This window comes from Bradyrhizobium sp. MI1.11, assembly GCF_055811255.1.
This window is the reverse complement of the sequence record NZ_JBVVPM010000137.1, coordinates 1-3213: the sequence shown is the minus strand read 5'-3', so window position 1 is coordinate 3213 and position 3213 is coordinate 1. Positions and strand designations below refer to the sequence as shown.

The 3213-nt window shown below is 66.4% G+C and carries 2 protein-coding genes; both read right to left on the bottom strand.

Translation table 11 applies throughout. The features are described from left to right. Positions 1-447: chemotaxis protein CheW (locus tag AC0L30_RS42555; protein WP_247468230.1), on the bottom strand; the 447-nt coding region annotated here is incomplete at its 3' end. Between the two features lie 24 nt (positions 448-471). Then, a partial coding sequence (locus tag AC0L30_RS42550) for a hybrid sensor histidine kinase/response regulator (RefSeq protein WP_473406749.1) occupies positions 472-3213 on the bottom strand: 2742 nt, incomplete at its 5' end.

Below are 3213 nucleotides of genomic sequence, written 5' to 3'. Positions count from 1 at the left end.
GAGCTCGAGGACGCGGTCGACGTCGAGGACGACCATGAGCTGGCCGTCGAGACGGTGGACACCGCCGGCGAGCTTGGCCATGCGGGGGTCGAGATTGACGGGGTTTTCTTCCATGCCGTCCTCGGCGAGGCGCAGCACTTCGCCGATCTGGTCGATCAGGAGGCCGTAAGATTCACCGCGCAGGTCGACGCCGACCGCCATCGGGATCTTGCCGTCCTCGGGCTTGGGCAGGCCGAGCCGGGCGCGCATGTCGACCACGGTGACGATGCGGCCGCGCAGGTTCAGCACGCCCGCGATCTCGCGCGAGGACAGCGGCACGCGGGTGACGCGCTCGGGCATGAACACGTCCTGGACGCGGGAGATCGGCAGGCCGAACAGCTGGCCACCGATCATCGCGGTGACGTATTCGACCATGGCGCCTTCGCCGGACTGGGTCTTCTTGGTCATGTTAGTTTCTCCTGATCCCGCTGGTTACGCTGCTGCGCGGCTCAGCTCGGAGGCGCCGGCGGCGCCCGCGGTCTGTTCCTTCAGCGCCGCGATCAGACCGGGACGGTCGAACTTGGCGACATAGTCGTGGAAGCCGGCCTGACGGCCGCGCTCGATCGCCGCCGGCGACACCAGCGCGGAGAGCCCGATGATCGGCATCGCGCCCAGATTGCTGTCGGAGCGGATGGTCTCGGCAAACTCGAACCCGTTCATGTCGGGCATCTCGATGTCGGTCAGGACCACGTCGAAGGTCTGCGCGCGCAGCGCAGCTAAGCCCTCCTGCGCGGTCGGCGCGGTGCGGACGCGGTAGCCGGCGGCCTTGAGCACCGGGGCCAGCATGTTGCGGAAGAACGCCGAGTCGTCGACCAGCAGCACCGATTGCGAGTGCAGCGACGGCTTCATCTCCTTGCGGGTGAACCAGTCGGAGAACGCCATCGGCAGGAAGTGGCCGACGTCGATCACCTCGGTGGCCTGGCCCTTGATCACGGCCGAGCCGAGAATGCCGGAGGAGGATCCGCCGACCTCGATGTTGAGCCGTTCCTCGACGATGTCGATGATCTCGTCGACGACGAGGCCCATGGAGCGGCCGTCATCGGAGAACACCAGGATCGGCTGGGCGCCCTGGCTCGCGATGGTGACGCTCTCCATGGCAACGAGCGGCATCAGCTGCTCGCGGTACTGCACCATGTAGCGGCCGTTCGAGAACTCGATCTTGTCGGCCGGGAGCTCTTCGAGGCGCGTGACGAGCCCGAGCGGGACCGCCTTGGGCTGGGACGAGCCGGCGCGGAACACCAGCAGCGAGGTGGTCTGCTCGCCCGATCCAATGCTGTGAGCCCCGTTCTCGCTGTTCATGTCATGGGCCGAGGAGCCGGCGGCGCCGAGCGCCTTGGCGATGCCGTTGGGGTCGATGATCATGATCACCGCGCCGTCGCCCAGGATGGTATTGCCGGAGAACATGTCGATGTGACGCAGTTTCGTCGACATCGGCTTGACCACGATTTCTTCGGTGTGGAACACGCCGTCGACGACGATGCCGAAGGTCTGGCTGCCGACCTGCGTCACCACGATAAAACCGTTCTCGGGATCGGAGACGGCGCCGTCGTCGATCTTGAGCAGCTTCTTGAGATGGATCAGCGGCAGCAGCTTGTTGCGCAGCCGGAGAACCGCGGTGTCCTTGATGCGCTCGATGCGGTGCTCCGAGTTGGCGCGGGCCCGCACCAGCTCGACCACGGAGAGCTGCGGGATCGCGAAGCGGTCGCCGGCGGCTTCCACGATCAGCGCGGAGACGATGGCGAGCGTCAGCGGGATCTTGATGGTGACGGAGGAGCCTTCGCCGGCGACCGACTTGATGTCGATGGTGCCGCCGATCTGGTCGATATTGGTGCGCACCACGTCCATGCCGACGCCGCGCCCCGACACCGAGGTGATGGCGGCAGCAGTGGAGAAGCCCGGCGCGAAGATGAACTTGTGGATCTGGGCTTCGCTCATCTTCTCGAGCTCGGCCTCGGTGACCAACCCTGAGGAGATCGCCTTGGCCTTGATCCTGTCGGTGTTCAGGCCACGGCCGTTGTCGGCGATGCAGATGATGATGTGGCCGCCCTCGTGATAGGCGGACAGGCGAATGGTGCCCTGCTCGCCCTTGCCGCCGGCGAGACGCTCGGCCGGGGTCTCCAGGCCATGGTCGGCGGAGTTGCGCACCATGTGGGTGAGCGGGTCCTTGATCAGGTCGAGCACCTGGCGGTCGAGCTCGGTGTCGGCGCCGTGCATCTCCAGCTCGATCTGCTTGCCGAGTTCGCTCGAGAGGTCGCGAACGATGCGGGGCAGCTTCTGCCAGGCATTGCCGATCGGCTGCATGCGCGTCTTCATGACGCCTTCCTGCAGCTCGGCGGTGACGTTGGACAGCCGCTGCAACGGCACCTTGAACTCGGTGTCCTCGTTGCGGCGGGAGATCTCCAACAGCTGGTTGCGGGTCAGCACCAGCTCCGAGACCATGGTCATCAGATGCTCCAGCGTATCCACGTTGACGCGGATCGACTGGTTGGCGATGCTGGCGCCCTCGCCGGCGCCCTCGTCGGCGATCGACTTCTTCGGCGCGGCCTTCTCCTTCGGCGCCTTGGTCTCTTTGGCGACAGGCGCCGGAGCTTCAGCGGCGGGTGCGGGCTCAGCCTTGACCTCAACCTTGGCAATCGGGGCCGGGACTTCGATCGGGGTTTCGCGGAAGGCGCGCTCGAGCTCGTCGAGCGACACTTCGCCCGGACGCAGCGGGCGCTCCAGGGTCTGGTCGGCCAGCACGCCGGAGGTCGGCGCGGCTTCAACGGCGACAGGCGCTTCCGGCACCAGCGGCGGCGCTTCAGCCTCGGGAGCAGCAGCACCCGCCGCCATGGCCGCCATGCCCTGCTCAACCATCGCTTCCAGCTTGTCGATGAGATCGCGGTCGGTGCCCTCGGGCTCGGCTTCGGTCGCCTCCAGCCCGGCCAGAATTTCCTTGATGCGGTCGATCGAGGCCAGGATCACCGTCACCGCGCCGGCCGTCACCGGCATGCCGTCACGGAATTTGCTCATCAGCGTCTCGCCGGCATGCGCCAGCGCTTCCAGCCGCGGCAATCCGAGGAAGCCGCACGTGCCCTTGATGGTGTGGACCAGCCGGAAGATGTTATCCAGGATCTTGGCGTTGTTCGGCTCCTGCTCGAACTTCACCAGCTGATTGTCCACGGTGTCCAGGCTCTC